Origin of the sequence: Variovorax sp. dw_954 (assembly GCF_018449755.1) — a bacterium.
Taxonomy (GTDB): domain Bacteria; phylum Pseudomonadota; class Gammaproteobacteria; order Burkholderiales; family Burkholderiaceae_C; genus Variovorax.
Genome location: NZ_JAAVVD010000004.1, coordinates 293,603 through 317,951, shown reverse-complemented (window position 1 = coordinate 317,951; position 24,349 = coordinate 293,603). Strand labels below are relative to the sequence as shown.

General features: G+C 67.5%; 18 protein-coding genes. 14 read left to right on the top strand and 4 right to left on the bottom strand.

The annotated features are described in order from the left end of the window. Window positions 1–76: 76 nt before the first annotated feature. Window positions 77–1,276, bottom strand: coding sequence for a threonine ammonia-lyase (locus HB681_RS09690; protein ID WP_213954585.1), 1,200 nt, complete (start codon window positions 1,274–1,276; stop codon window positions 77–79). A gap of 119 nt (window positions 1,277–1,395) precedes the next feature. On the opposite strand from HB681_RS09690, the gene HB681_RS09685 reads away from it, so the two are divergent. From HB681_RS09685 to HB681_RS09675, 3 genes are all read left to right on the top strand, one after another. Beyond that, window positions 1,396–3,720 carry an ATP-binding protein gene (locus HB681_RS09685; protein WP_213954584.1) on the top strand — a complete coding sequence of 775 codons (2,325 nt, stop codon included), beginning with the start codon at window positions 1,396–1,398 and terminating at the stop codon, window positions 3,718–3,720. Window positions 3,721–3,885: 165 nt separating this feature from the next. Beyond that, the gene (locus HB681_RS09680) at window positions 3,886–5,397 is read left to right on the top strand and encodes a S41 family peptidase (RefSeq protein WP_256734874.1); all 1,512 of its coding nucleotides are present in this window, start codon (window positions 3,886–3,888) and stop codon (window positions 5,395–5,397) included. A 56-nt stretch (window positions 5,398–5,453) separates the two neighbouring features. Continuing rightward, a complete protein-coding gene (locus tag HB681_RS09675) occupies window positions 5,454–7,004 on the top strand; it encodes a S41 family peptidase (RefSeq protein WP_345944652.1) in 1,551 nt (516 codons plus the stop codon). Window positions 7,005–7,013: 9 nt separating this feature from the next. Here the strand turns inward: HB681_RS09675 and recQ are convergent, their stop codons facing one another. Both recQ and HB681_RS09665 read right to left on the bottom strand, forming a co-directional pair. Beyond that, window positions 7,014–8,885 (bottom strand): DNA helicase RecQ, encoded by a 1,872-nt coding sequence (gene recQ / locus HB681_RS09670; protein ID WP_256734873.1) that lies wholly within the window; start codon window positions 8,883–8,885, stop codon window positions 7,014–7,016. A 124-nt stretch (window positions 8,886–9,009) separates the two neighbouring features. Beyond that, window positions 9,010–10,404, bottom strand: a complete 1,395-nt coding sequence (locus HB681_RS09665) for a hypothetical protein (protein ID WP_213954581.1) — start codon at window positions 10,402–10,404, stop codon at window positions 9,010–9,012. 336 nt (window positions 10,405–10,740) lie between these two features. On the opposite strand from HB681_RS09665, the gene HB681_RS09660 reads away from it, so the two are divergent. The 5 genes from HB681_RS09660 (at window position 10,741) to hutH (ending at window position 16,034) form a co-directional block, all read left to right on the top strand. Next, window positions 10,741–11,700, top strand: coding sequence for an ABC transporter substrate-binding protein (locus HB681_RS09660; protein ID WP_213954580.1), 960 nt, complete (start codon window positions 10,741–10,743; stop codon window positions 11,698–11,700). A gap of 149 nt (window positions 11,701–11,849) precedes the next feature. Then, window positions 11,850–12,680 carry an ABC transporter permease gene (locus HB681_RS09655; RefSeq protein WP_213954579.1) on the top strand — a complete coding sequence of 277 codons (831 nt, stop codon included), beginning with the start codon at window positions 11,850–11,852 and terminating at the stop codon, window positions 12,678–12,680. A gap of 58 nt (window positions 12,681–12,738) precedes the next feature. Beyond that, window positions 12,739–13,524, top strand: coding sequence for an ABC transporter ATP-binding protein (locus tag HB681_RS09650; protein WP_213954578.1), 786 nt, complete (start codon window positions 12,739–12,741; stop codon window positions 13,522–13,524). 154 nt (window positions 13,525–13,678) lie between these two features. Next, entirely contained in the window at window positions 13,679–14,422 is a 744-nt protein-coding gene (gene hutC, locus HB681_RS09645) for a histidine utilization repressor (protein ID WP_213954577.1), read from the top strand. A gap of 52 nt (window positions 14,423–14,474) precedes the next feature. Next, window positions 14,475–16,034, top strand: coding sequence for a histidine ammonia-lyase (gene hutH / locus HB681_RS09640; RefSeq protein ID WP_213954576.1), 1,560 nt, complete (start codon window positions 14,475–14,477; stop codon window positions 16,032–16,034). Between the two features lie 376 nt (window positions 16,035–16,410). Here hutH and hutC (HB681_RS09635) read toward each other — a convergent pair whose 3' ends face one another. Next, window positions 16,411–17,151, bottom strand: a complete 741-nt coding sequence (hutC, locus tag HB681_RS09635) for a histidine utilization repressor (RefSeq protein WP_213954575.1) — start codon at window positions 17,149–17,151, stop codon at window positions 16,411–16,413. Window positions 17,152–17,289: 138 nt separating this feature from the next. Here hutC (HB681_RS09635) and HB681_RS09630 point away from each other — a divergent pair, with 138 nt between their 5' ends. The 6 genes from HB681_RS09630 to hutG all read left to right on the top strand — a co-directional run bounded on the left by HB681_RS09630 (window position 17,290) and on the right by hutG (window position 24,295). Continuing rightward, a complete protein-coding gene (locus HB681_RS09630) occupies window positions 17,290–18,297 on the top strand; it encodes a cytosine permease (RefSeq protein ID WP_213954574.1) in 1,008 nt (335 codons plus the stop codon). Between the two features lie 42 nt (window positions 18,298–18,339). Then, a complete protein-coding gene (hutU, locus tag HB681_RS09625) occupies window positions 18,340–20,079 on the top strand; it encodes a urocanate hydratase (protein ID WP_213954573.1) in 1,740 nt (579 codons plus the stop codon). 220 nt (window positions 20,080–20,299) lie between these two features. Beyond that, window positions 20,300–20,890 (top strand): HutD family protein, encoded by a 591-nt coding sequence (locus HB681_RS09620; protein ID WP_213954572.1) that lies wholly within the window; start codon window positions 20,300–20,302, stop codon window positions 20,888–20,890. Beyond that, entirely contained in the window at window positions 20,887–22,107 is a 1,221-nt protein-coding gene (gene hutI, locus HB681_RS09615; RefSeq protein WP_213954571.1) for an imidazolonepropionase, read from the top strand. Before HB681_RS09620 ends, hutI begins: the two co-directional genes overlap by 4 nt. Further along, window positions 22,104–23,483, top strand: coding sequence for a formimidoylglutamate deiminase (locus HB681_RS09610; protein ID WP_213954570.1), 1,380 nt, complete (start codon window positions 22,104–22,106; stop codon window positions 23,481–23,483). The genes hutI and HB681_RS09610 overlap by 4 nt, the downstream gene beginning before the upstream one ends. Then, entirely contained in the window at window positions 23,480–24,295 is an 816-nt protein-coding gene (gene hutG, locus HB681_RS09605) for an N-formylglutamate deformylase (protein ID WP_213954569.1), read from the top strand. The genes HB681_RS09610 and hutG overlap by 4 nt, the downstream gene beginning before the upstream one ends. The last annotated feature ends 54 nt before the right edge of the window (window positions 24,296–24,349 follow it).

The following is a 24,349-nucleotide window of genomic DNA, read 5'->3' as shown; positions in this document are numbered from 1 at the left end:
TTTGGCCTATAGCCAAGGCGCCTGAAGTCGGATTCCGGCGCATTCGCGGGTCAGCGCAGGCGCAGGGCGACAGCCACTATCGTTGCTCCTCAGCCGCGAACCCGGCCGCGTGCAGCGCCTCGAGCACCGACGCCAGGTGTGCGCGCCCGCGCGTCTGCAGCACCAGTTCGACGTCCACGTTCTGCGCGGCCAGCATGGTGAAGGCGCGCTGGTGGTGGACTTCGTCGATGTTGGCGCCCGCTTCCGCGACGGTGGCCGTGATGTGGGCCAGCGAGCCCGGCACGTCGCGTGCACTCACCCGCACCCGGGCCAGGCGGCCGGCCCGCACCATGCCGCGCTCGATGATGGCGGCCAATAGCAGCGGGTCGATGTTGCCGCCCGAGAGCACCAGGCCCACCTTCTTGCCGCGGAATCGCTCCGGGTGGCGCAGCAGGGCGGCGAGGCCGGCCGCGCCAGCCCCTTCCACCAGCGTCTTCTCGATTTCGAGCAGCATCAGCACGGCCTGCTCGATGTCGCCTTCGTCGACCAGCAACAGGTCGTCGACCAGGCTCTTGATGATTTCGCTCGTCAGCACGCCGGGCGTGCCCACCGCGATGCCCTCGGCGATGGTGCTGTTGCCCTGCGGATGCTGCGTGCCCTTGACGGCATTGACCATGGCCGGAAAGCGGGTCGTCTGCACGCCGACGATCTCGATGCCCGGCTTGCGCGAGCGCGCCGCAACCGCCATGCCGGCGATCAACCCGCCGCCGCCGACCGAGACCAGCAGCGCGTCGAGGTCCGGCACCGCGTCCAGCATCTCCAGCGCCACCGTGCCCTGGCCGGCGATGATGGCCTCGTCGTCATACGGGTGGACGAAGCTCAGGCCCTCGCGCTCGGCCAATTCGAAGGCATGGGTGCGGGCCGCTTCGAGCGTGTCGCCATGCAGCACCACCTCGGCGCCGAAGCCGCGCGTGCGCTCGATCTTCACGCCGGGCGTGAAGCGCGGCATCACGATCAGCGCGCGCAGGCCCAGCCGCTGCGCGTGATAGGCGACCCCTTGCGCGTGGTTGCCCGCCGACATCGCAATGACGCCGCGCACGCCGCTTTCCGACAAATCCACCAGCTTGTTGCAGGCACCGCGCTCCTTGAAGGACGCCGTGAATTGCAAGTTCTCGAACTTGAGGAAGACTTGCGCCCCCACGATTTCGGAGAGCGTGCGCGATTCCACGCAGGGGGTGTCGAGCAATTGCCCGCGCAGTCGGGCGGCCGCCTTGACGATCTGTTCTATTTCAACCATGTCTGGAATTGTGGACGGATTCGTAACATCAGGGTTTTTACTGTTCCCATTTCTTCCCGAACCTAAAACTCTGCGTTATGGTCGCGCTGAAGTCGGCTCTTGGAGAAGGGTAGTCCCGCATGGTCAAGCGTTCCGGTGTGGATGAGGTGGCGGCTGCGTCGCGCAGCCAGGCCGTGCCTTCGCCTGGACTCAAGGGCGCGCCGGTGCTGGAACTCATGTGTTCGCATTTCGTGCTGACGCTGGCGGCCAAGCAGGGTCCGCGCTTCAACGTGCGGCGCGACCTCAACGGCCTGCTCTCGCTGACGGGGCGTCACCTCGTCTGGCCGACGGCCGTGCTGCAGCGGCTGCGTGAATTTCTCGGTCGGCGTTGCGCGGGCAACGAGATCTGGAAAGGCGTCGAATTGCTCGACAGCCGCACACTGCTGGAGCGCCACGGCGTGTGGCGCGGCCCCTATGAAGAGGGCACGCTGTTCTTCTACCTCGACGAATACGCGAAGGACCAGCCGAAGGATCTGCTCTCGGTGCTGTCGGCCACGCGCGACTGGCTCACGCACGCGCTGCGCAAGCAATCCACGCTGGTCGAGAAGAACATCGATGCGCTGGCCGGCCTGCTGCTGCTGAACAAGGCCGAGCGCGCGCTGCTGCTCTACGGCACGCTCGCGCGCTACCAGCGCGACCTGCGCTCGCTGCTGGTGGAATTCAAGGTCAACAACGCGCCCGAGGCCTATGCCGCCATCGCGGAAGTGGCGGGCGTCAATGCGAGCGACGTGGGCGAGGCCTTGCGCGCCGGCTCGCGGCTGGAGCGCATCGGCCTGGTCGAGAACCTCATTTCCGAGCACAACATCACCGACCTGGCCGACCTCATGAAGGTCAGCGAGAAGCTGCCGCCCGTGCTGATGCGCGAGTACCGCGACCAGAATGAATTGATGGCCGTGTTCACCCGCCCGTCGGCCAAGAGTGCGCTCCATGTCGACGATTTTTCCTTCGTGGCGGACGAAGCGCAGATGCTCGTCACGCTGCTGCGCGCCGCGGTGCACCGCAAGGAGCCTGGCGTCAACGTGCTGCTGTACGGACCGCCCGGCACCGGCAAGACCGAGCTGGCCAAGGTCGTCGCGCAGGCCGCGGGGCTCGAATTGTTCGAAGTCGAATATGCCGACCGCGACGGCAATTCCCTGAGCGGGCGCGACCGCTATCGCTCACTGCAGATCGCGCAGGTGTTCCTCAAGGGCAGCGCGCAGGCGGCGCTGCTGTTCGACGAGGTCGAGGACGTGTTCCCGCCGATCAGCACCGAGGCCGCGCAATACATGGCGCGCGCCGAGCAGATCTCCGCGCCGACCAGCGGCAGCGTCAGCGGCAAGGCCTGGGTCAACCAGATCCTCGAATCGAATGCCGTGCCCACGCTGTGGGTGACCAACCGCATCGAGCAGATCGACCCGGCATTCCGGCGCCGCTTCGCCTATCACCTCGAGCTCAAGTCGCCGCCGCCCGGCGCACGCGAGCAACTGGTGCGCAAGACGCTCGAAGGCATTCCGGTGTCGGAGGCTTTCACCGCCAAGCTCGCCGAGCGCAAGGGCCTGACGCCGGCGCAGATCCGCACGGCGGCGCGCTTCGCGGAACTCGCCAAGACCGATGACGTGACCGTCGAATCGCTCATCGAGCGGCAACTCAAGAACGCGGACCTGGCGCTCGGCACCGGCGAGACGGGGCATGGCGAGCGCCGCAGCGTCACCACCTACGACCTCGACATGCTCAATGTCGAGACGCGCTTCGAGATCCCGCGCATCGTCGAGGCGGTCAAGGCGCGCGGCCATGGCACGCTGTGCTTCTACGGCGCGCCGGGCACCGGCAAGACCGCGCTGGCCGAGCACATGGCCAAGGCCATCGGGCGACCGTTGATCATCAAGCAGGCCAGCGACCTGATGAGCAAGTACGTCGGCGAGACCGAGCAGAACATGGCCGCCATGTTCAAGGAAGCCGAGGCCGAGAAGGCCGTGCTGCTCCTCGACGAGGCCGACTCCTTCCTGCAGGACCGGCGCGGCGCGCAGCGCACCTACGAGGTCACCGAAGTCAACGAGATGCTGCAGGGCATGGAGCGCTTCAACGGCGTGTTCGTCTGCACCACCAACCTGCTCGACCGGCTCGACCAGGCGGCGCTGCGGCGCTTCACCTTCAAGATCAAGTTCATGCCGCTGACGGCGGCGCAGCGCGAACGCATGTTCGTCGTGGAGGCGCTGGCCGGCGATGCGGCGCTCCTGACCGGCGAATTGAGCGTGCGGCTGGCCAGGCTTTCCGAGCTCTGCCCTGGCGATTTCGCGGCGGTGAAGCGCCAGACCGATATCCTCGCGACTGAATTTTCCGCGTCCGAATTCCTCGACCAGCTCGAAGCAGAACATCGGATTAAGCCGGAGGTGCGCGAATCGCGCGGCATTGGCTTCGTCCAGTAGTTGCCCAAAAAAATATTCTCAAAGTGGGCAACTTTCACGGCGCCGCGGCCTGAAAGCTAATTCTTTCGAGTCATTGCAAACTTTCGTTAATTGCTAGGCTTCACCCCTCCTGTTCTGGGAAGGGCCTGGCAAATGAAGCGGCGAGTTCGATGGTGCGCGGGATTCATGGGTGCGCTCATCCTGTGTGGATGTGGCGGCGGCGGTGGGGGCGGGGGAGGCGGCGTCCTGCCGGTATCGGCACTGCCCGTGGCGTCCGGCGCCGCGCCGACGGACGAGATCGTCGCGTCGTCCTCGGTGGCGGCGCGGTGTGCGGCGCCGCGCCAGGGCATCGATCCGGACACTGGCGCCGCCTACCCTGACGTCGCGGGCACGAGCGGCGACGAAAAGCGCTGGCTGCGCAGCTGGACCGACGAGACCTACCTCTGGTACGACGAGGTGCCCCGCAACCTGGTGGCCGCCAACTACGCGACGCCCGTCGACTACTTCGCCGTGCTGAAGACACCGGCGACTGCGCCCTCGGGCCGGCCCAAGGACCGCTTCCACTTCACCTACGACACGGCCGCCTATCGCCAGGTCGCAAGCACGGGCGTGGCGACCGCAAGCTACGGCATGGAGATGGCGTTCCTCAGCGCGGCGCCGCCGCGCGAGGTGCGCGTGGTCTCGGCGGAGCCCGGCACGCCGGCAGGCTCCGCCGGCATCGGGCGGGGCGCGAAGGTGCTGGAGGTAAACGGCGTCGACGTGGTCAACGGCAGCGACGTCGCCGCGCTCGATGCGGGCCTGGCGCCCATCGCGGCGGGCGAGCGGCACCTGTTCAAGCTGGCCCGGCCGGACGGCAGCACCATCGTTGCGTCGCTCGTCGCGGCCGGCGTGCGCAGCAGCCCGACCGTGCGCGCCAGGACGCTCGACGTCGGTGGACACGCCGTGGGCTACCTCCTCTTCAACGATCACAACGAGGCGGCCGAAGCGCAACTGATCGCCGCGGTCCATCAGTTCAAGGACGACGGTATCGGCGACCTGGTGATCGACCTGCGCTACAACGGCGGCGGCCTGCTTTCCATCGCGAGCCAGCTGGCCTACATGGTGGCCACGCCCGCGGCCACCCGGGACACGACCTTCGAATCGCTGCAGTTCAACGGCAAGAATCCGTTCCAGCTCTCCGACGACCAGACCCGCGTGCCTTTCTATGGCACCACGCGCGGCTACTCGACGACCCCCGGCCAGCCGCTGCCGCAACTGGGCCTCGCGCGCGTGACGATGCTGACCGGGCCGGACACCTGCTCGGCCAGCGAGTCGATCATCAACTCGCTGCGCGGCGTGGGCGTCGGCGTCAACCTTGTCGGCGGCACGACCTGCGGCAAGCCCTACGGCTACTTCCCCCAGGACAACTGCGGCACCACCTACTTCACCATCCAGTTCAAGGGTGTGAACCACCAGGGATTCGGCGACTACAACGACGGTTTCGCGCCCAACTGCATGGTGGCGGATGACCTCGCCCACGAGCTCGGCGACCCGGCCGAGGGCCGCCTTGCCGCTGCGCTCACGATGCTGCGCGGCGGCGCCTGTCCGACCGCGGCGAAGACGGCCATCCCGCTCGAGAAGGCGGCCAACGGTGCGACGCCCACGCTGCGGCGCGCCCCGATTCGGGAAAACCGGTTGATCGATACGTTGAAGGGGTAGTCGAAGCGGCGTCGACACTGTTAGGCTCTCCCGCAAATTTCCGGGAGGGCAAGGCAGTGAGGCTGAACATGCGTTGGGGCGCCGGCATCGTGACCGGCTTGGCGTTGACCGCCTGCGGTGGTGGCGGCGGTGGCGGTGGCGGAGGGGGCGGCAACCTCGCCGCGCTGGCGTTGATGCAGGCGCCGCCGACGGCGCAGGCGGAGCCCATCGTCGCGTCTTCCACGGTGGCGAACCGATGCGCGGCGGCGCGCACCGGCACCGACCCCGCAACCGGGACGCCGTTCCGCGACCGCGCCGGCACGCTCGATGACGAGAAGCATTGGGTCCGCAGCTGGATCGACGAGACCTACCTCTGGTTCGACGAGGTGCCGGGCGGTTTGCTGGCGAGTGCCTATGCCACGCCGGTCGACTACTTCAACGTGCTGAAGACGCCGCAGAAGACCGTGACCGGCCGCGACAAGGACCGCTTCCACTTCACCGAGGACACGGCCGAATACCTCAACCTGTCCGCCGGGCAGTCGGTCGGCTACGGCATGGAACTGGCCTTCCTGCAGCGCACCAGTCCGCGCGACGTGCGCGTGGCCTACCTCGAGCCCGACTCGGCTGCGGCCGTGGCTGGCGTCAGCCGGGGCATGAAGTTGCTGGAGATCGACGGCGTCGACGTGGTCAACGGCACGGACACGGCCAGGCTCAACGCGGGCCTGTCGCCCGCGAATACCGGCGAAGTGCACACCTTCAAGCTGGGCCTGCTCGACGGCGGCACGCGCACCCTCACGCTGGTGTCGGCCAACGTCACGATGTCGCCGGTGCAGAACGTGAAGACCTTCGACACCGCGAAGGGCCGCGTCGGCTACTTCCAGTTCAACGACCACAACGGGCCGTCCGAGGCCCAGTTGATCGCCGCGGTCAACGCGCTCAACGGCGCCGGCGCGCGGGACCTGGTGCTGGACATGCGCTACAACGGCGGCGGCATGCTGAGCATCGCGAGCGAACTCGCCTCCATGGTGAGCTCGCGCGAGGCCAGCGACGGCAAGACCTTCGAGCGGCTGGAGTTCAACAGCAAGAACCCGTTCCGACTCACGCCGGCCCAGGCCAGCATCCCCTTCTACGCCTTCGCGCAGGGCTATTCGGCGCCGACGTACCAGGCGCTGCCGCAACTGGGGCTGAAGGAGCTCACGGTCCTCACCGGGCCGGACACCTGCTCGGCCAGCGAGTCGGTGGTGAACGGACTGCGCGGCATCGGCGTGAAGGTCAAGCTCATCGGCGGCGCCACCTGCGGCAAGCCGTATGCGTTCGTGCCGCAGGACAACTGCGGAACGACCTACTTCGCGATCCAGTTCAAGGGCGTGAACCAGCAAGGCTTCGGCGACTACGGCGATGGCTTCCAGCCGGACTGCTTCGTGGCCGACGACTTCAGCCATGCGCTGGGCGACCCAGCCGAGGCACTGCTGGCGACCGCGCTCACAGGCCAATGCATCGACAACGGCTTGTCCAAGTCCGAGGCGGCGCGGCAGAAGGCCGATGCGAAGGCCTGGGCGCCGCTGTTGAACCGCCCGCCCTCGCGCGAGAACCGGGTGATCACGAACCTGGGTCGGCAGCCCTCTTAGCCCAGGTGACTAGAAAGCCGCGCTGACCCGCAGCACGTCGGCGCCGTAGGCTTCCAGCTTCTTGGCGCCGATGCCGCTGATGCCCTGCAGGTCTTCCAGTGTGGCGGGCGCGCGCTGGGCGATGGCGGCGAGCGTGGCGTCGTGAAAGATGACGTACGCGGGCAGGTTGTGCTCGCGGGCCACTTCGGCGCGCCAGGCCTTGAGTGCGGCAAAACGCGCCTGCCCGGCGCTGTCGAGCGAGGCGGCGGCGGGCGATGCGGCGCCGCGCGCACTCTTCTCGCGCCGGGCCTTGCGCGGCGCCGGCGCCGACACCGACTCGCGCAACGCCACGCTGGACTCGCCCTTGAGCACGGCGCGCGAGCCGTCGGTGAGCTTCAAGGTGTTGAAGGCCTCGGTGTCCACGGCCAGCGCGCCGATCGCAATCAGTTGCCGCAGCACGCCGCGCAACTGCACCTCGCTGAACTCGCTGCCGATGCCGAAGGTGCTGATGCGCTCGTGCCCGAACTGCTTGACCTTCTCGGTCTCCTTGCCGCGCAGGATGTCCATGATGTGGCCCGCGCCGAAGCTGATGCCGCTTTGCTGCTGCACGCGGTAGACGGTGCTGAGCAGCTTGCGCGCGGCGTCGGTGCCGTCCCACACCTGCGGCGGGGTGATGCAGTTGTCGCAGTTGCCGCAGGGCGTACTTTTTTCGCCGAAGTAGCCGAGCAGCCGCACACGCCGGCAATCGCTGGCCTCGGCCAAGGACAGCAACGCGTCGAGCTTGCCGCGCATCACCTGCTTGAACTCCTCGCCGGCCGGGCTCTCGTCGATCATGCGGCGCTGGTTCACCACGTCCTGCAGGCCGTAGACCATCCACGCGTCTGCCGGTTCGCCGTCGCGGCCGCCACGGCCGGTCTCCTGGTAGTAGCCCTCGATGTTCTTCGGCATGTCGAGGTGGGCGACGAAGCGCACGTCGGGCTTGTCGATGCCCATGCCGAAGGCGATGGTCGCGACCACCACGATGCCGTCCTCGCGCAGGAAGCGGTTCTGGTGCCTTTGCCGCACAGCCGCGTCGAGCCCGGCGTGATAGGGCAGGGCGTTGATGCCAGCGTCCTGCAACGCGAGGGCGACCTCCTCGACGCGCTTGCGCGATTGGCAATAGACCACGCCGGCATCGCCCTCGTGCTCGGCCTCGATAAAGCGCAGCAGCTGGGTGGTGGCATCCTTCTTTTCGACGATGCGGTAGCGGATGTTGGGGCGGTCGAAGCTGGAGACGAACTGCCGCGCCTGCTCGAGCTGCAGGCGTTCGACGATGTCGGCCCGCGTCAGCGCATCGGCGGTGGCGGTGAGCGCGATGCGCGGTACGCCGGCATAGCGTTCGTGCAGCACGGTGAGGGCGCGGTATTCGGGCCGGAAGTCGTGGCCCCACTGGCTCACGCAATGCGCCTCGTCGATGGCGAAGAGGCTGAGCTTGCCGCGCGAGGCGAGGCCGTCCATCAGTTCCAGGAAGCGCGGCGTGGTCACGCGCTCCGGCGCGGCGTAGAGCAGCGTGATCTCGGCGCGGGCGAGGCGGCGCTCGACGTCCTGCGTCTCGGCCCAGTCGAGCGTGGAGTTGAGGAAGGCCGCGTTCACGCCGGCCTCGTGCAGGGCGCCGACCTGGTCGTGCATCAGCGCGATCAGCGGCGACACGACGATGGCCACGCCCTGGCCCGCCCGCTGCCGCGCGATGGCCGGGACCTGGTAGCAGAGCGACTTGCCCCCGCCCGTGGGCATCAGCACCAGCGCGTCGCCGCCGCCGACGACGTGGTCGACGATGGCCTCCTGCGGACCGCGGAAGGCGGTGTAGCCGAAGACCTCGAGGAGGATCTCCAGCGGGTCGGTGGCGGCGGTGGTCAAGGGCAAGGCGGACAAGGTGCGGCGGCGGGCTTGGAAAGTGGGGCGCACCTCCCCGGCACGCAAGGTCCCGATTGTCTCAGCCTTGCGGCGTCGCCAGCATCAGGCGGGTCGAAACGTGACTTCCTGTCCTTCAGGGTCGATTGCGCGCCGGCACGCGGCTTTCCAGCGCGGCAGGTGTGTAGCCCGGGTCGAAGCTGCAACCTGCGCCGAACCTGGCTTCGTTGGCAGGGCAGGCCGCGGCAATGCTGGCGGGTGTCGGCTTGGCGCCCTGTTCGATCCATGCCAGCAGAGCCGTCACCAGCGTCGGATAGGTCGGGCTGCTGATGTAGCTGTGCGTGCCCTGCGTGGTGAAGGTCTGCACCAGGCGCTCGCCGCTGCCGCCGCGGTCCATCACCGACTTGAAGTACGAGTCGAGTTCGACGAAGGCCGTGGGGTCGCTGATCCACTTGACCGCGAGCACCGGCACGGGGATCTTGCCGGTCGGGTCGGTGTCCGCGGCAAAGCGCTGGTAGGCGGCCGGGTCGGCGCTGTAACGGGCCACGCCGGCATTGAGGGCTGCGTCGTCGGGCGAGCCTGCGTACGTCACGCCCATGTTGCCGAAGGGGCTCGCGCCGCCGGTGCGCTTGCTGCTGATGTCCTGGTAGTGGAAGGTGGCCCAGCTCATGTGCGAGTGGATCGCGCTGGCCGGGATCCTGATGACCTTCTCGATGGTCTGCACGCGCGCTTGCTGCTCGGGCGTGCGGTTGGCGGCGGGCTTGTCGAGGGCCAGGCATTCGTTGACACGGGCGCTGAGGTCGGCCTGTGTCATCTTCGCGCCGGCCGGCAGGCCCAGGTTCAGCGGGTACTGCGTTTCGGCCGGGCGCGGATGGTTGTGGCAGAGGGACTGGTAGACCACGCGCAGGTCGGTGCGGAAATCGTAGGAGCGGCTGCCGCCGGCCAGCACGCCGCTCGACAGCAGCACGCCGTCGTACGGTGTCTCGCCGACCGTCTGCGCGGTGAACATCCCGGCGGCCTTGGCTGCCACGCCGGCGCCCCAGGACTGCCCGTGCAGGATCGTGCGGGTGGGCTTGCCGACGTACCGGCGGAAGATGCCGCGCAGGCGCTCCGTGTCCTCGGCGGCGGCGCGGACCGCGACACCGCCCTGGCGGAAGGTGGAGCCGGCCCAGGCATAGCCGGCGTCCACCATGACGGCCCAGCGCGTCAGGTCTTCGGCCGCGCGCTGGGCCGAGGGGGCTTCCAGGTTCGGCCCGCCGTGCGCGTGCAGCACGAGCACGCCGTTCCAGTTGGCCGGCTTGGCGATGAGGTAGATGGCCCCCCTCGAATCGACACCCGTGAGGCAGCTTGCGGCGGCGGGCACGGCAGGCGGGCAGGCAGTGGGCCGCGGGGGTGTCTCCGTCGCCTCGGGCATGGTGGAGGCAAGCGCCGGTCCGATCGGCGCGCCGTTGTTGCTCGAAGTTCCTGCGCATCCGCCGAGCGCCGCGAGGATGGCGACGGCCAGCGTGGCCAGCTTGAAAGTTGCCTGCATGTCCATGTCTCTCCGAGACTTGTCGTGGGGCTGCCGATGGGGGGAGGGTCAAGCAAGTATTGCAAAGATGCCCATGAGCCTGTTCGCCGGCTTGGCCTCGGAAAGTTCTTCGGCCGATCGGCCTCGGCGGGCGTCATGCATGCGCCGGCCTGCGCCCCTGGCACGGCCTTTGCGCATCAACCATGACCCGCTTGGCAGCAACTTGTATAGACAGCATAATGGTGCATCCCTCCAAGAGAACTGCACCGTCAGTGCACACAGGGTTCACCCTGTATAGACAAGTTGGTGCATCCGGCCACAATCCGCTCACCTTCCAGCCAGACCCCAGGAGTTTTCATGGTCCAAACGATTTTCAAACTTGCCACAGTTCTTGCGGCCGGCCTCTGCGCCGTGGGCGCCGCGCAGGCGCAGGACGTCACCAAGATCGCGCTCGGCATGTCGGGCTGGACGGGCTTTGCGCCGCTCACGCTGGCCGACAAGTCCGGCATATTCAAGAAGAACGGGCTGGACGTGGACCTCAAGATGATTCCGCAGAAGGACCGCCACCTGGCGCTGGCATCCGACGCGATCCAGTGCGCCGCGACGACCGTGGAAACGCACGTCGCCTGGAACGCCAACGGCGTGCCGATCGTGCAGATCTTCCAGATGGACAAGTCCTACGGCGCCGATGGCCTGGCCGTGCGCAACGACGTCAAGACCTTCGCCGACCTGAAGGGCAAGGCCATCGGCGTCAGCGCGCCTGGGACTTCGCCGTACTTCGGCCTGGCCTGGATGCTGAGCAGGAACGGCATGACGCTGAAAGACGTGAAGCTCGTTTCGCTGGAGCCGCAACCCGCCGCCACCGCCTTCGTCGCCGGGCAGAACGATGCTGCGATGACCTATGAGCCCTATCTCTCGACGATCCGCAGCAATCCCGACGCCGGCAAGATCCTCGCGACCACGCTCGACTACCCGATGGTGATGGACACGGTGGGCTGCGCGCCGACCTGGCTCAAGGCCAACCCCAAGGCGGCGCAGGCGCTGACCAATTCGTACTTCGAGGCGCTGGAGATGATCAAGGCCGATCCGGCCAAGGCCAACGAGATCATGGGCTCGGCCGTCAAGCAAAGCGGCGAGCAGTTCGCCAAGTCGTCGGCCTACCTGCGCTGGCAGGACAAGGCGGCGAACCAGAAGTTCTTCGCGGGCGAGATCACGAGCTTCATGAAGGATGCCGAGAAGATCCTGCTGGAGGCCGGCGTGATCCGCAAGGCGCCGGAGAACCTGGCGGTGACATTCGACGCCAGCTACATCAAATAAGGAAGCCGCGAGTATTTCTACTGCGGCCACCGATCTCGGGCCTGCGGTGCTCGACGCACGAGAGTGCGTCTCCACTCCTCGGCCCGACCTCGGCGCCCTCGCTACGAAATCCTCACGACTTCCTGTCGCCCGAGAATACCTCCACCGCCATGAAGCCATCCGTTCAGGTGCCCGGCTCCGTCATCGCTCCGCGCCGACGTCGGCCAGTGGCGCCCCTCGAGCCGGTGAGCCCACGCGCACGCTGGCTGCTCGGCGTCGGCTTCTTCGTGCTTTTCGTCGCGCTCTGGGCCGCGGCCACGCTGGGCGGCTTCGTCAAGCCGACCTTCCTCGCGAGCCCCGTGACGATGGTGAAGGAGGGCTGGCTGCTCTTCGCCGAATACAACTTCGTCCACGATATCGGCATGACGGTGTGGCGGGTGTTCGGCGGCTTCGTGCTGGCGTCGGTCATCGCGGTGCCGCTCGGCATTGCGATGGGGGCGTGGAAGCCGGTGGAGGCCTTCTTCGAGCCCTTCGTTTCTTTCTGCCGCTACCTGCCGGCGTCGGCCTTCATTCCGTTGCTGATCCTGTGGGCCGGCATCGGCGAGGCGCAGAAGCTGCTGGTCATCTTCATCGGCTCGGTGTTCCAGATCATCCTGATGGTGGCCGTGATCGTCGGTGGTGCGCGCAAGGACCTGGTCGAGGCGGCATATACGCTGGGCGCGAACGGCAGCGGCATCGTCAAGCGCGTGCTGATTCCGGGCGCGGCGCCGGGGATCGCGGAGACCTTGCGGCTGGTGCTGGGCTGGGCCTGGACCTATGTGATCGTGGCGGAGCTGATCGGCTCGTCGTCGGGCATCGGGCACATGATCACGGACAGCCAGGCGCTGCTGAACACCGGGCAGATCATCTTCGGGATCATCGTGATCGGGATCATCGGGCTGGTCTCGGACTTCGCCTTCAAGGCGCTGAACCGCCGCCTCTTCGCCTGGAGCACGATATGAACCCGCTTCACTCCCTCTCCCGCGAGCGGGAGAGGGAGCAAGAAGCAGAAAGCGCTGCATGAGCCGCAACCAACTCTCCATCCAGGGCGTCTCACGCATCTTCGAAGGCACGAAGGGCCAGCGCACGCAGGCGCTGTTGCCGATCGACTTCGAGGTCAAGGAAAACGACTTCGTCACCATCCTCGGCCCCTCGGGCTGCGGCAAGTCGACGTTGTTGCGCATCGTGGCCGGCCTCGACTTCCCGACCACCGGCCAGGTGCTGCTCGACGGCCAGCACATCGACGGCCCGGGCGCCGACCGCGGCGTGGTGTTCCAGAGCTACACGCTGTTCCCTTGGCTCACGGTTGCGCAGAACATCCGCTTCGGCCTGCGCGAACGCGGCATGAGCGAGGCCGACCAGAAGGAGCGCAGCGATTTCTTCATCGCCAAGGTGGGCCTGCGCGGCTTCGAGAACCACTTTCCCAAGCAGCTCTCCGGCGGCATGCAGCAGCGCACCGCCATCGCACGCGCGCTCGCCAACGACCCCAAGATGCTGCTGCTCGACGAGCCCTTCGGCGCGCTCGACAACCAGACGCGCGTGCTGATGCAGGAGCTGCTGCTCGGCATCTGGGAGTCGGCGCAGAAGACGGTGCTCTTCGTCACGCACGACATCGACGAGGCCATCTTCATGGCCAACCGCGTGGCCGTGTTCAGCGCGCGGCCGGGCCGCATCAAGACCGAGATCGCGGTGGACTTTCCGCACCCGCGCCACTACACGATCAAGACCTCGCCGGAGTTCATGGAGATCAAGGCGCGGTTGACCGAAGAGATCCGCGCGGAGTCGATGGCGGCGGAGGCGCATTGAGCATCATGAAGACGGACAGCCGGACGCAGAGGACGCGAAGGTTCCGCGAAGGACGCGAAAGAAGACACCAAAAAATGTCTTCAGGTTTCTTTCGCGGCCTTTGCGTTTCTCCGCGTCCTTCGCGTACGGTCAAGTCCGTATTCCAGGTCTTCGCATGACCAAGACCGTCCGCAAGTCCCCCGAACTCGCGCTCTACGCGCAGGTGAAGGACCACATCGCCCGCAAGATCCAGGACGGCACCTGGCCGGCCGGGCATCGTCTCCCGTCGGAGCACGAACTGGTGGCGCAGTTCGGCATCTCGCGCATGACCGTGAACCGCGCATTGCGCGAACTGGTCGAGCAAGGCCGCATCACGCGCGTCGCCGGCGTCGGCAGCTTCGTGGCGGAGGACAAGCCGCAATCCACGTTGCTGCACATCGCCAACATCGCGAGCGAGATCCGTGCGCGCGGCCATGACTACGGCTACCAGCTCATCGCCGCCGAACGCATCGCCGCCTCGACCGACGTGGCGGCATGGCTCGACGTGCGGGCCGGCGAGTCGGTGTTCCACGCCACCTGCCTGCACCTCGAGGACGGCGTGCCGGTGCAGCTCGAAGACCGCTACGTCAACCCGCGTGTGGTGCCCGACTTCATGGAGCAGGACCTGGCCGTCACGCCGCCCAGCGAATACCTGGTGCGCAGCGTGCCCTTCGACCAGATCGAGCACCTGGTCGACGCCGTGCTGCCCACCGCCGAACAGGCCGCCCGTCTCGCGATGCCCGTCGCCGAGCCGTGCCTGCTGCTCACGCGCCGCACCTGGACGCGCACCGTGCCGGTGACGGTGGTGCGCTGCCTTCATCCCGCCTCACGCTACCGGCTCGGCAGCCGCTTCCGCTCGGACGGCAATCCCAGCCACTGAGGCCCAGTTTCCTCCCCGGCCCTCGGCCGCAACCACTTGTATAGACAGGCATATGAAACCTACTGATACCACCACAAGCAACACGCTCGAACTCACGCCCGGCAAGGTCGACCTTGCGATGCTGCGCCGCATCCACCTCGGTGGGCTGAAGCTCTCCTTGAACCCCTCGGTGCTGCCCGGCATGCTGGCCGCGCGCGATGCCGTGCAACACATCGTCGACAACGACGAGGTCGTGTACGGCATCAACACCGGCTTCGGCAAGCTGGCGAGCACGCGCATCGGCAACGATAACCTGGCCCAATTGCAGCGCAACCTGGTCCTGTCGCACAGCGTGGGCACGGGCGAGCCGCTGGGTGCAGCGGTCGTCCGGCTGGTGCTGGCGACCAAGGCGGTGAGCCTGGCCCGCGGGCATTCGGGCGTGCGGCCGGCGTTGGTCGATGCCTTGCTGGCGCTGTTCAACGCCGGCATCACGCCGAGCATCCCGTGCAAGGGTTCCGTCGGTGCATCCGGCGACTTGGCGCCACTGGCGCACATGGCCTGCGTGCTGATCGGCGAGGGCGAGGCGATCACGGCGGATGGCAAGACGGTGAGCGGCACCGAGGCGATGCGCCTGATCGGGCTCGAACCTTTCGTGCTCGGCCCGAAGGAGGGCTTGGCACTGCTCAACGGCACGCAGGTGTCGACGGCGCTTGCGCTGGCGGGCCTCTTCGGTTCGGAAAACGTCTTTGCGTCGGCGCTGATGTCGGGCGCGTTGTCGCTCGAAGCCATCCAGGGTTCGATCAAGCCATTCGATGCGCGCATCCATGCGGCGCGCGGCCAGCCCGGTCAGATCGCGGTGGCGGGCGCGGTGCGTGCCTTGCTCGACGGCAGCGAGATCGTGCCGTCGCATCCCGATTGCGGCCGCGTGCAGGACCCGTATTCGGTCCGCTGCATTCCGCAAGTCATGGGCGCGTGCCTCGACAACCTGGCGCATGCCGCGCGCGTGCTGGTCATCGAAGCGAACGCCGCTTCGGACAACCCGCTCGTCTTCACCGACACCGGCGAGGTGATCTCCGGCGGCAACTTCCATGCGGAGCCGGTGGCCTTTGCCGCGGACATCATCGCGCTGGCGATCTCCGAAGTCGGCGCGATCTCGGAACGCCGCCTGGCACTGCTGCTCGACACCGGCCTCTCGGGCTTGCCGCCATTCCTCGTGCACGACGGCGGCCTCAACTCGGGGTTCATGATCGCGCAGGTCACGGCCGCCGCGCTCGCTTCCGAGAACAAGTCGCTCGCGCATCCCGGCAGCGTCGACAGCCTGCCGACGTCCGCCAACCAGGAAGACCATGTGTCGATGGCGACCTATGCCGCGCGCCGTTTGGGCGACATGGTCAACAACACGGCAGTCGTCGTCGGCATTGAAGCGATGGCCGCAGCGCAAGGCATCGAGTTGAAGCGCGGACTCAAGAGCTCGCCGTTGGTCGAAGCCGAGTTCGCCACCATCCGCACGAAGGTCGCCTACCTCGAACGTGACCGCTACCTCGCGCCCGACATCGAAGCCATGCGGCTGTGGGCATTGAATGCGGACATGCCGGGCGCTTTGCTGGACATCCTGCCGAGCCACGCCGGCTGACCCGGCGCTGGTGCTCGTATCGGTGCTCGATTGACATTGAGCACCTTACTCGGCGGATCGAGTCGAATCGGGGGCGCGTGCCGAGGACACCGGGTATCTCCCTCCGCGAATGTCCCCCGCCTTCGGCTCCCGCCGCTCCTCCTTTGTTTCGCTGCGGGAGACACCCGATGCCCTCGACACGAGGGACGGTTCGTGGCGTCCGTGGATTCGGTTGATCGACCACTGCGCGTCTCGGATCACGTCGATGGTGTGCTCCCCGCAGCGAAATAAAGGAGGAGGCGGCAGTCGAAGACTGACGGCGGGGGACATTCGCGGAGGGGAGTACGCCGTCGGCGTGATCCCGCCCGCAGCCTGTAAGCGCGCTGCTGCGATGTCTTCAAAAGCTCCCGGTGAACTGGTAGCGCGAAGCCGGATGCCAGAGCGCAGACACGCTCGCCACCTGCCCTTGCGACAACGTCTTCCGCCGCAGCACCAGGCACGGCTCCATCGCCGCCATGTGCAATTGCTCCGCCACCTCCGCAGGGGGCAGGCATGCCTCGATCGAGAACTCCACGCCCTGCAGCGGCGCCACGCGCATCAGGTAGGCATTGGGCGTCTGGCTGGAGAAGTCCTGCGCCATGTAGTCCGCCGCCACGGCCGGGTTGACGTAACGGTCTTCCAGCTGGATCGGCAGGTCGTTCTCGAAGTGGATGACCACCGAATGGAACAGCGTCGGATGTCCCGGCAGCGCGAACTGGCGCGCCAATGCGGGCTCGGCCTTGCAACGCTCCAGCCGCTGCAACTCGCCCCGGTGCACATGGCCGCGCGCCGCGATCTCCTCCGCGATGTTGCGCAACTGGACCACCGTGGCCTGGTACTTCTGCTGTGCCACGAAGGTGCCGGACCCTTGCACGCGCACCAGCGTCTGGTCGTCGCTCAACTCGCGCAGCGCGCGGTTCACCGTCATGCGCGACACGCCGAACTGCCTGGCCAGCATCGCCTCGCTGGGAATCGACTGCCCCTCGAGCCACTGGCCCGTGTGGATCTGGTGCAGGACATGGTCCTTGATGCGCTGGAAGGCCGGCACGCTGGCGTCAGCCTTGGCGTCCGTGGGCTCAGGCGGGGAAAGCGTCTTCATAGGGGTTTACCAGTGGGTAATGGCTAGTCAAACGTATTGACGTTTGCCGGAGTAAACCACACAATTGGTATATACAACTTAGTGGAGAAATAGAAAAGTTGTACGGTTGATTTTCCGAGTCCACACGCAAGGCCCCACATGCACATCGAATCGACAACGCCCGTCGCCGGCGTCGAAACCCGAACCATCGACATGGTTCCCGAGCACGAGCGCCACGGCGCGCCGCGCAGCCAGTTCACCCTCTGGTTCGGCGCCAACATGCAGATCACCGCCGTGGTCGACGGCGCGCTGGCCATCGTTTTCGGCGCAGAGGCGCTGACAGCCATCGTCGGCCTGCTGATCGGCAACGTGCTCGGCGGCATCGTGATGGCGCTGCACTCGGCGCAAGGCCCGCGCCTGGGACTGCCGCAGATGATCTCCAGCCGCGTGCAGTTCGGCGTGCGCGGCGCCGCGCTGCCGCTGGTGCTCGTCATCCTGATGTACCTCGGCTTCGCGGCCACCGGCACCGTGCTGTCGGGGCAGGCGATCAACCGCATCTTCGGCGTCGCGGCGCCGGAGTTCGGCATCCTCGTGTTCGGCTCGCTCACCGCGTTGGTGGCGGTGGTCGGCTACCGGCTGATCCACGTGGTCGGCCGCATCGCCACCGTGGTCGGCATCCTGGGCTTCGGCTACCTGGTCTCGATGGGCGTGGCGCTGCTGGCCAGCGCCGACTTCCTCAACAACTTCAAGAACTTCGTGCTGCTGCTGCTGGCGGTCTTCGTGCCCTGGAGCGCGGTGAACCTGGTCGACTACTACCTGGTCTCGAAGGAAAAAGTGGACATTCCCGCCCTGTACGACTGCAATGGCCGCTACGGCGCCTACAACCCGGTGGCGCTGGGCTGCTACGTGCTGGGGGTGGTGGTGCAGATCCCGTTCCTGAACCAGGCGATGTACAAGGGCCCGATCGCCACGATGCTCGGCGGCGCCGACGTGTCCTGGATCGTGAGCCTGGTCGTCACCTGCCTCGTGTACTACCCGCTGGCCAAGCGCACGATGAAAGTGCCGGCCACGATGATCTATCCCCAAGGGGCAGTGCGGCCCGGCAGTGCGCCAACCGCCCACCCGACGGCACCCGTCGCCACGTCCGAGGCCCGGCAACCGGCCTGAGCACCATCCTCCAAACATTCGACTTCTTCCAAGGACCCCACCATGAACGCACCCGACAAGTTCCTCGCCAAGGCCGCAGCAACCGCCCCCGCCGCCACCGATCCGCGCCACGACCCGACCCGCGTCATCCGCGCCCCGCGCGGCACCACGCTCAACTGCAAGAGCTGGCTCACCGAAGCCGCCTACCGCATGCTGCAGAACAACCTCGACCCCGAAGTGGCGGAAGACCCGCAGAACCTGGTCGTCTACGGCGGCATCGGCCGCGCGGCGCGCGATTGGGCCTGCTTCGACCAGATCCTGGCTTCGCTGAAAGAGTTGAACGACGACGAGTCCCTGCTGGTGCAGTCTGGCAAGCCGGTCGGCGTGTTCAAGACGCATGCCAACGCACCGCGCGTGCTCATCGCCAACTCGAACCTCGTGCCCAAGTGGGCCAACTGGGAACACTTCAACGAGCTCGACCGCAAGGGCCTGTTCATGTACGGCCAAATGACTGCTGGAAGCTGGATCTACATCGGCAGCCAGGGCATCGTGCAGGGCACCTTCGAGACCTTCGTCGAAGCCGGCCGCCAACACTACGACAACGACCTGTCGGGCAAGTGGATCCTCACGGCCGGCCTTGGCGGCATGGGCGGCGCACAGCCGCTGGCCGCGACGCTGGCGGGCGCGGTGTCGCTCAACATCGAGTGCCAGCAGAGCAGCATCGACTTCCGCCTGCGCACGCGCTACGTCGACAAGCAGGCCCGCGACATCGACCACGCGATCGAACTCATCCAGCAGCACACGGCCGCCAAGGAAGCCGTGTCGATCGCGCTGCTGGGCAACGCGGCGGACGTGCTGCCCGAACTGGTGAAGCGCGCGAAGGCCGGCGGCATCAAGCCCGACCTCGTCACCGACCAGACCTCTGCCCACGACCTCATCAACGGCTACCTGCCGGTGGGCTGGACCGTGGCCCAGTGGAAGGCCGCGCAGAAGGACCCGTCGCAGCACAAGCGCCTGACCGACGAAGCCGCCCGAGGCTGCGCCGTGCACGTGCAAGCCATGCTCGACTTCCAGGCCATGGGCATCCCGACGGTGGACTACGGCAACAACATCCGCCAGGTGGCGTTCGACAAGGGCGTTGCCAACGCCTTCGACTTCCCGGGCTTCGTGCCGGCCTACATCCGCCCGCTGTTCTGCGAAGGCAAGGGCCCGTTCCGCTGGGTGGCGCTGTCGGGCGATCCGGAAGACATCTACAAGACCGACGCCAAGATCAAGGAGCTGTTCCCCGAGAACAAGCACACGCACCGCTGGCTGGACATGGCGCGCGAGCGCATCAGCTTCCAGGGCCTGCCGGCGCGCATCTGCTGGCTCGGTCTGGGCGAGCGCGACAAGGCCGGCCTGGCCTTCAACGAGATGGTGAAGAACGGCGAGCTGAAGGGCCCGATCGTCATCGGCCGCGACCACCTCGACACCGGCTCCGTCGCCAGCCCGAACCGCGAGACGGAAAGCATGAAGGACGGCACCGACGCCGTGAGCGACTGGCCGTTGCTCAATGCGCTGCTCAACGCCTCGGGCGGCGCGACGTGGGTCAGCCTGCACCATGGCGGCGGCGTGGGCATGGGCTATTCGCAGCACTCGGGGATGGTGATCGTGGCCGATGGCACCGACGAAGCCGCCGCACGGCTGGCGCGCGTGTTGGTGAACGATTGCGGATCGGGCGTGATGCGCCATGCGGACGCTGGCTACGAGCAGGCCATCGCAACGGCGAAGAAGCACGGCCTCAAGCTGCCGATGGTCAAGTGACTTCCTGCCTTTCCCCTCTCCCTCCGGGAGAGGGCAGGGTGAAGGCGGGTGGCCTTCGATCAGGCGCAGGTCCTGTTTCGCGCCGCCGGCCCTCACCCCAGCCCTCTCCCGCGAGCGGGAGAGGGAGTGAACGTAGCGCAGTGGCGCTGCGCTGGGCTCATGCTCCCTCACCCCGACCCTCTCTAGGAGGGAGAGGGAGTGACAGCCACAGCTCCCAACAATGACCACGCTTCATCGCTTCTCCCGCGCCGACCTCGTGCCCACACCCTGGAAAAACGGCGGCGGCGCCACGCGCGAGATCGCGTGCTGGCCGCCCGGTGCGGGGCTCGATGACTTCGACTGGCGCGTCAGCATCGCGACCATCGCCGCCAGCGGCCCGTTCTCGAAGTTCGAGGGCGTGGACCGCACCATCATGCTGCTGGACGGCGATGGCGTCGCATTGCAAGGCGAGGGCGTGCAGCACCGCCTCGACGAGGCGCTGCAGCCATTCGCGTTCAGTGGCGATGTGGCGCTGAACTGCACGCTGCTCGGCGGCGCGTCGAGCGACTTCAACGTGATGAGCCGCCGCGAACGCTGCACCGCGCAGGTGGCGGTGATCGCGCAGGCGCAGGCACTCGACGCCGCACGCGAAGGCCTGCTGCTGAGCCTCCACGGCGATTGGCGCGCCGGTGATGAAACGCTTGCGAGCGGCGAAGGCCTCTGGTGGGCCGACACCCCGCGTCCGTGGACGCTGGAGCCGCTCACACCCAATGCCGCGCTCGTGGCGGTGCACTGGTCGCGGCGCACGACAACCGGAACACAGGAAACATGAAACCCTTCGATTCGCTTCCCTCGGCCGATGGCCTCTGGACCGGCCTGCGCGACAGGGACGGCAGGGACATCGCCATCGTCGTCGCGCAAGGCGTGATCCGCTGGATCGGCGAGCGCACTGCGCTGCCGGCCGCGGCAGCCGACCGGCCCTCGCGCGACGGCGGCGGCGCGCTCGTCACGCCGGGCCTCGTCGATTGCCACACGCACCTCGTCTACGGCGGCCAGCGCGCCAACGAGTTCGCGATGCGCCTCGCAGGCGCGACCTACGAAGAAGTGGCCAAGGCCGGCGGCGGCATCGTCTCCAGCGTGCGCGCCACGCGGGAGGCCAGCGAGGACGCTTTGTTCGACAGCGCATCGAAGCGCCTGCAGAGCTTGCTGGCCGAAGGCGTCTGCGCCATCGAGATCAAGTCCGGCTACGGCCTGGCTCTGGAACACGAACGCAAACAGTTGCGCGTCGCCCGGCGGCTCGGTGTGGCGCATGGCGTCACGGTGCGCACCACCTTCCTCGGCGCGCACGCGCTGCCGCCCGAATACGCGGGCCGCAGCAGCGACTACATCGACCTGGTATGCCACGAGATGCTCCCCGCGCTGGCCGCCGATGGCCTGGTCGATGCGGTCGACGTGTTCTGCGAGCGCATCGCCTTTTCGCTCGAAGAGACCGAGCGCGTGTTCAAGGCGGCTCAAGCGCTCGGCCTGCCGGTCAAGCTGCATGCGGAGCAACTCTCCGACATGGGCGGCGCGGCCCTGGCGGCACGTTACGGCGCGCTGTCGTGCGACCACATCGAGCACCTGTCGCAAGCCGGCATCGAGGCGATGCGCGCGGCCGGTACCGTGGCCGTGCTGCTGCCCGGCGCCTTCTACACCTTGCGCGACACCCAAGTCCCGCCGATCGCCGCACTGCGCGCCGCCGGCGTGCCCATGGCCGTCTCCACGGACCACAACCCCGGCACCTCGCCCGCGCTGAGCCTGCTGCTGATGGCGAACATGGCTTGCACGCTGTTCCGCCTCACGGTGCCGGAAGCCATCGACGGCATCACCGTGCATGCAGCACGCGCGCTCGGCCTGCAGGACACGCACGGCACGCTGGCCGTCGGGCGACCCGCCAACTTCGTGCTGTGGAACCTGAACGATGCCGCCGAGCTCGCCTACTGGTTCGGCCAGCGCCCGGTGCGGACGGTGGTGCGCCAGGGCTGCATCGCCGTGGGGGAGGGAGCATGACGACCTCGCTGTTCGCAGCCGATGCACTGCTGCCTGCTGGTTGGGCAAAGAACGTCCTGCTCGCATGGGACGACGCAGGCCGGCTGACGCGCGCGGAGCCCGGCGCGCAACCCTCGGCGGACATGCCGACCGCCAGCGGCCCGGTGATCCCCGGCATGCCCAACCTGCATTCACACGCCTTCCAGCGCGCCATTGCCGGCCTCACCGAATACCGCGGTGAAGCGCAGGACAGCTTCTGGAGCTGGCGCACGCTGATGTACCGCTTCGCATCGCGCCTCGACCCCGCGCAACTCGAAGCCATCGCGTTCGGCCTCTACGTCGAGATGATCGAGGCGGGCTACACCTCGGTCTGCGAGTTCCACTATGTCCACCACGATGCCGATGGCCAGCCCTACGCCGACGATGCCACCCTGTCGCTGGCGCTGCTGAGCGCGGCACGGCGCGCGGGCATCGGCCTCACGCTGTTGCCGGTGCTCTACCAGACCAGCGGCTTCGGCGGGCTGCCGCCCAACGACGGACAGAAGCGCTTCATTCGCTCGACTGATTCGATGCTGCGCCTGCTCGAACGGCTCAAACCGGCGTGCGATGCACAGGGAGTGCGACTCGGCCTCGCGCCGCATTCGCTGCGCGCCGTGCCGCCGGATGGCCTGCGCGAGGCGCTCGCCGGACTGAACGCGATCGACTCCACCGCGCCCATCCACATCCACATCGCCGAGCAAACCAAAGAGGTCGACGACTGCATCGCATGGAGCGGCCAACGCCCCGTCGCATGGCTGCTCGATCACGCCGACGTGAACGCACGCTGGTGCCTCGTGCACGCCACGCACATGGATGCTGGCGAGTACAGCCGCGCCGCGGCGACGGGCGCGGTGGCGGGACTGTGCCTGACGACCGAGGCCAACCTCGGCGACGGCATCTTCGACCTGCCGCAGTGGCATGGCGCCTGGGGCATCGGTTCCGACAGCCATGTCTGCGTCAATGCGGCAGAGGAACTGCTGATGCTCGAATACAGCCAGCGCCTGGCCACGCGCCAGCGAAATGTCGCGGCCGATACAACGCATCCGCAGGTTGCCACCGCAATGACGCTGGCAGCGGTGCGCGGCGGAGCGCAGGCGGCAGGCCGATCGGTCGCCGGCCTGGCCGTTGGCCAGCAAGCGGATTTCGTCATGCTCGACGCGACGCACACCGCGCTGGCCGGCCTGCCGGCGCCCGACATGCTCTCCTCGCATGTCTTCGCCAGCCACCGCACCAGTGCCATCGATGAAGTCTGGGTCGCAGGCCAGCCGCGCACGACGTCCGGCCGGCATATGCTTCGCGAAAGCGCCACGGCGGGCTTCGTCGCCGCGCGCAGTCAACTGCTGTCGAACACCCCATGAGCCTTTTCCAAACCACCGAACCCCCGTTCCGCTTTCGGCAGGGCACCCGCCCGCTGCTGATCTCGATGCCGCACGTCGGAACGCATGTGCCGCTGGCATTGGCAAGCCGCTTCACCGCCGAGGCGCGCCACGTGCCCGACACCGACTGGCACCTCGAGCGCCTCTACGACTTCGCCGACGAACTCGGCGCCTCGGTGCTCGTCGCCACGCACTCGCGCTACGTGATCGACGTCAACCGCCCGCCCGACGACCAGAACCTCTACCCCGGCCAGGACACCACCGGCCTGTGCCCGGTCGACACCTTCGACAAGACGCCCATCTACTCGGCCAGCGACCTGCCGGGCAAGATGGAAATCGCCGCGCGGCGCGACGCCATCTGGCGCCCGTATCACACGCAACTGCAGACCGAGCTGGCCCGCCTCAAGGCCGCGCACGGCACCGCTGCGCTGTGGGACGCGCACTCGATCCGCTCCGTGCTGCCACGCTTCTTCGACGGCAAGCTGCCCGATCTGAACCTTGGCACCGCCAATGGCGCGAGCTGCGATCCTGGCCTCGCATTGAAGCTGCAAGGCATCGCCACCTCGGCCGCTGGCTACACCGGCGTGCTCAACGGCCGCTTCAAGGGCGGCTACATCACGCGCCAATACGGCGACCCCTCGCGCGGCATCCACGCGGTGCAGCTGGAGATGACGCAGTCGAGCTACATGCAGGAAGCCTTGCCGTTCGACTACCTGCCGGAGGTGGCGGCGAAGGTGCAGCCGCATGTGCGGCGGATGGTGGAGGCGGTGCTGGGGTTCGTCGAGGCACGCTGAAATCGAGCAACGCTGCGCATGCGCGCACGCGTTTCCAACCCCATGTCTCTCGCG